The sequence below is a fragment of the Methanocalculus sp. genome, from assembly GCF_029762515.1.
Classification (GTDB): domain Archaea; phylum Halobacteriota; class Methanomicrobia; order Methanomicrobiales; family Methanocorpusculaceae; genus Methanocalculus.
Window position 1 is genome coordinate 1 of the sequence record NZ_JARVGN010000219.1, and the last position, 3891, is coordinate 3891.

The following is a 3891-nucleotide window of genomic DNA, read 5'->3' on the forward strand; positions in this document are numbered from 1 at the left end:
TCAGGATCGGATAATTGGCTTTCTGAAGAGACGGGGAGGCAAATGCACCCGATCGGATTTGTTGCGACACCTTCACCGAAAATCAAGCGATGTTACGCCGGAGATCAACAGTCTGATCGAATCGGAAGAGATCGAATCCAGAGAGGCAAAGAGCAGTAAGGGGAGGCTGGAGATATGGTATCTTCTAAAATAATTATCAAAATATTCATAATAAACAAAATAATCAAAATTCACAAAGTTCCCTTTTTCTTTTGGGGATCTTTTTCGAGAGATAACTTTGTGAACTTTGATCATTCAGTGAATCCGGGGAATTTTGATCAAAAGAACAGACAGACAACACCCGGATTCAGGACGACGAACTTTCAGGATCACAGGGGGAGCGGATAGCATGATCTCCCAGATCACTATCCCGGAATCCGTGAGGGTAAAGGCCCGAATCGAACCGGGAGTATATTCTCTCAAATATCTGATAGATCGTATTGAAGAATCAAACGAAAAATCAGGGATAAAAGAGAATCCAGATATCAGAACAATATATTTAAGTGAAGGTAGAGATAGATAAATAATTATAATTATTTAATGGGGGATGAATGTATGAAAGATATACAGGATTGGAGAAGGCCCGTTAGTATCAGCATGCCTTGTGAGAAAATCAGGGCGGTTGATGAAGCACGCGGACAGATCAGCCGATCACAGTGGATCACGAACGCGATCGATGCAGCGCTGACGGAAGAGGACGAGAGAATTATTTTTGAATGAAGGGGCGATTTGAATGTTAAACGGAATTATCAACAGACTGAAGCCGACTATGCAGGTATTCAGCGGAGAGACACAGCCGATCGAGTGCAAGCCAGGAGACACCCGGAAGGTATGTCAGATGAGAGCGGAGAATATCGCAAAAACAGAGGATCAACTTCTGAAAGAGATCGAGGTGGAGTTCAATAAACTATCACCCGGTGACCAGCAGGCGGTGAAAGACGCATTTGCACAGGAGACGGCAAAGATGAAGTTGCGGAACATGGAGAGGCTTGACAAAGAGCTGGCACAAGTCAAGGCGGAAGAGTTTAACCGGCAACTGATGGCAGAGGCACAAGAACAGTATGACCTTGAAACTAAATACGGATTGCGTTTTATGGGTGAATCCACGCAGAGCAGGAAAGTTACGAGTCATACTTTCACAGCGAAACAACAGATGCAGGGTGATTTCGAATGATGCCCGAAGCAAGGGACGTAAACCCGATCGCCGGATGCCTTACCCCACACGAGGAAATCAGAATCCTTGCAGAAGCGGCGGGTATCGACCTTAACGAGGCGGTTGCCAAACGCCGTGCCAAACTCCAGGAGGAGGCAGCCGAAAAGGAACGCATTAAGGCAGAGCAGGCGCGAATGGTCGAGGAAGCCCGAAAGGCACGCGAACAGAAGACCTTCGAAGAAGGCATACGAGCCGGGTTTATTCTGGGAACCATCGACGGCAAAATTATCAAGACGGTTCCATTCTGTAAAGACGGCGGGGAACTGGGAGATATGCAGGCACTCTATCATCAGAGCGGCACAGCACGATCGCGCCTCACCAATGGGCGGCACGGATTCATGGCGATGGTGCAGGCGTTCGAAGGGACGTTCTCAATCCCTTGCACCTGCGAGCAGGGATCGCACGTGATCCGGTTGTTCATCAGCGGTGAAAAATAACGCTGATAAGGGGGTATTTAAGATGCCAATTGATATCGAAACGGAGAACCTGAATACTTTGGATCGTGAAGCGGTGCTTAATATGGCTTCCGTTATCACGAAAAAAAGTTATATGAGGTTGCATCAGCGATTCCGACCGGGAAAACACGATGCTGAAATGCTGGCATTTATCCGGACATTTAACAATTCCGTCGCCGTGATTGCTTCATTGATTAAGGATCAGGAGAACGAAAAACTCGCAGAACGGATGACTGCCATTGAAGAGAAGTTGATGGAGATGGGACGATGACGATCGGGCCACTGATAACGAGACTTCGGAAGGCAGAAGAGAGAGTCACCCCGGATGAGGAAGGCCCGATCGCACTTGTCAGTCACAGGGCGATATATGAGGGAGACGAGATACCGGAAGGGGCAACCTTGTATGCCACAGAAGCAGAGGCGATCGAAGCCTTCACCGAGAGACGGGCGGGCTCAAGACCTGTGATCGCGATCGGGATCGCTGATTTCAGCATTAATGCAGGAGAGCCGATCGGATGGGTCAGTGAGAGCACAACAGATCCAGATCGTGCAAGTGTGATCGTTCATGACGACATACCCCGGCGGAACCGATGATGGATGAGGATCGGGTATTTGAACTTTCTTTAGAAGTTGCCCGGTATATTCAGAAAACCAACGAGCGGATCAGGGAACTTGAGCAGCGGATAGACGCGCTTGAGAACCCTTCACCGGATATTTCATATTCGTGACAGGGGCCGATGACGGCGGCGGGGAGACACGCCAGAGGCTTTACTGGTATTCCATCCCAAACTCTCTTTTTTTCAAGGTATAAACCTCCAGCACCATTGAGATCCGCCTTCTAATGGCGTCTGTGTGGGTGTATGGTGGCGATTTGAGCAGCACCGCTCTTAACAGTCTCATAACATCGTCATAACATTGTTAAGACGAGAAGATCGGGAAAGCATTACTCAGCAAGGAAGAAAAGGGAGGGGAGACCCGAAAAACGGGATCAAAATGATCCCGTTAATCCAGAACGCACCGCAGAGAAGATCGGGAAAGAGCAGGGGGCGCCGACCGGTAACATCAACGCATCAAAACAAAGAGCAAACACTTTGCCTTTTGAATCTACGAACACCGCCGAACGCATCGGGGAACAGTTCGGAGTATCACACCTGCTCCACGCAGCAGGAGATCGCGGATGCGGTGGGTACAACCAAGGAAACCATCAGCCAGAGGATGAAAGTTTGTCAGGATTTAGACAGGTGTCCGAAATCTGACAAACTTTCCGCGATGTTCGAGGACGATGGCTTCTCAATACCTCATCTTCATATCAGCGATTTAAGGCAGTCTGTATTTATGGGTATATGAGCACAAGGGAACACCTGAGAAAGTGCCTCATATCGACAGTGTGAAGGCGGGCATCGGGTTGAATATGGAAAACATTAATAAAGGCAAAGCACAGAAGGGAACAATTAGAAAATGCGAGGGACCGGATTCGAACCGGCGAACCCCTACGAGATAAGGCCCTCAACCTTACGCCTTTGACCTGGCTCGGCAACCCTCGCAACCTATGAATATTATTTCTTTTGTCAATCGGAGCATTTAGCGCCCTATTTCGAAGGATACCCTCAAGCTAGCGCCTTTGACCTGGCTCGGCAACCCTCGCTCGGTTGACTTAAACAAATACGATGCTATCCTTAAAAATGCTATCGATCTCGTTTTCCAAGCGGAGAGGGGATATTCATCCCGGTTGATTGAACAATCCTTCATTTCCCTGCCCCATCTCTGGCAACCATGTATACTGATACACACTATCCTGCATCATTATACATCGCATCCTTTTTCCGTCATGACACCAACAATCAGGTGACTATGTGGTACGATATCGTTGATGCCTTCTCAGATTCCCCGTCACAACTCCGCGTTGTCAGATTTCTCCTCGAAAACGGGTTTGGAGTCAATGAATCGGGGAAGGTCACCGCAAACGGGATCGAGATGCCCGCCACCCAGGTAGCGCGTGCAATAGGTGTTGACAGGCGTGTCGTCGACACCACCGCCCGCAGTATCCTCGATCACGAGACCCTGCGCCAGGTCTTCTGTAACATCCGCGTGACACCGGATCTCTCGCAGGTTGCAGAAGTGCTCGGACTCGCAATCATTACCCTCATCCCAAAGAACGCTTCAGACAAACATATTGTTGCATCG

9 protein-coding genes and 1 tRNA gene are annotated in these 3891 nt (G+C 48.9%); 9 read left to right on the plus strand and 1 reads right to left on the minus strand.

Annotation, left to right across the window (positions count from 1 at the left end):
* The 8 genes from QCH34_RS08310 to QCH34_RS08345 all read left to right on the plus strand — a co-directional run.
* Positions 1–193: hypothetical protein (locus QCH34_RS08310; protein WP_300332769.1), on the plus strand; the 193-nt coding region annotated here is incomplete at its 5' end.
* A 195-nt stretch (positions 194–388) separates the two neighbouring features.
* Complete coding sequence (locus QCH34_RS08315; RefSeq protein WP_300332771.1) at positions 389–562, plus strand: hypothetical protein; 174 nt, start codon at positions 389–391, stop codon at positions 560–562.
* A gap of 74 nt (positions 563–636) precedes the next feature.
* Positions 637–759, plus strand: a complete 123-nt coding sequence (locus tag QCH34_RS08320; protein WP_300332773.1) for a hypothetical protein — start codon at positions 637–639, stop codon at positions 757–759.
* 13 nt (positions 760–772) lie between these two features.
* On the plus strand, positions 773–1213 hold the full coding sequence (locus QCH34_RS08325) for a hypothetical protein (protein ID WP_300332775.1): 441 nt from the start codon (positions 773–775) through the stop codon (positions 1211–1213).
* The gene (locus QCH34_RS08330) at positions 1210–1689 is read left to right on the plus strand and encodes a hypothetical protein (RefSeq protein ID WP_300332777.1); all 480 of its coding nucleotides are present in this window, start codon (positions 1210–1212) and stop codon (positions 1687–1689) included. Before QCH34_RS08325 ends, QCH34_RS08330 begins: the two co-directional genes overlap by 4 nt.
* A gap of 22 nt (positions 1690–1711) precedes the next feature.
* The gene (locus tag QCH34_RS08335) at positions 1712–1978 is read left to right on the plus strand and encodes a hypothetical protein (protein ID WP_300332779.1); all 267 of its coding nucleotides are present in this window, start codon (positions 1712–1714) and stop codon (positions 1976–1978) included.
* Positions 1975–2301, plus strand: a complete 327-nt coding sequence (locus QCH34_RS08340; protein ID WP_300332781.1) for a hypothetical protein — start codon at positions 1975–1977, stop codon at positions 2299–2301. Before QCH34_RS08335 ends, QCH34_RS08340 begins: the two co-directional genes overlap by 4 nt.
* Positions 2298–2435, plus strand: a complete 138-nt coding sequence (locus QCH34_RS08345; RefSeq protein ID WP_300332784.1) for a hypothetical protein — start codon at positions 2298–2300, stop codon at positions 2433–2435. Before QCH34_RS08340 ends, QCH34_RS08345 begins: the two co-directional genes overlap by 4 nt.
* Before the next feature lie 731 nt (positions 2436–3166).
* Here the strand turns inward: QCH34_RS08345 and QCH34_RS08350 are convergent.
* A tRNA-Leu gene (locus QCH34_RS08350) sits at positions 3167–3251 on the minus strand.
* A gap of 307 nt (positions 3252–3558) precedes the next feature.
* Here QCH34_RS08350 and QCH34_RS08355 point away from each other — a divergent pair.
* A partial coding sequence (locus QCH34_RS08355) for a regulator of amino acid metabolism, contains ACT domain protein (RefSeq protein ID WP_300332785.1) occupies positions 3559–3891 on the plus strand: 333 nt, incomplete at its 3' end.

What these genes read in the sequence shown, in the direction of transcription:
- QCH34_RS08315 (WP_300332771.1), top strand. Translation starts at nt 389, where the DNA reads ATGATCTCCCAGATCACTATCCCGGAATCCGTGAGGGTAAAGGCCCGA.
- QCH34_RS08320 (WP_300332773.1), top strand. Translation starts at nt 637, where the DNA reads ATGCCTTGTGAGAAAATCAGGGCGGTTGATGAAGCACGCGGACAGATC.
- QCH34_RS08325 (WP_300332775.1), top strand. Translation starts at nt 773, where the DNA reads ATGTTAAACGGAATTATCAACAGACTGAAGCCGACTATGCAGGTATTC.
- QCH34_RS08330 (WP_300332777.1), top strand. Translation starts at nt 1,210, where the DNA reads ATGATGCCCGAAGCAAGGGACGTAAACCCGATCGCCGGATGCCTTACC.
- QCH34_RS08335 (WP_300332779.1), top strand. Translation starts at nt 1,712, where the DNA reads ATGCCAATTGATATCGAAACGGAGAACCTGAATACTTTGGATCGTGAA.
- QCH34_RS08340 (WP_300332781.1), top strand. Translation starts at nt 1,975, where the DNA reads ATGACGATCGGGCCACTGATAACGAGACTTCGGAAGGCAGAAGAGAGA.
- QCH34_RS08345 (WP_300332784.1), top strand. Translation starts at nt 2,298, where the DNA reads ATGATGGATGAGGATCGGGTATTTGAACTTTCTTTAGAAGTTGCCCGG.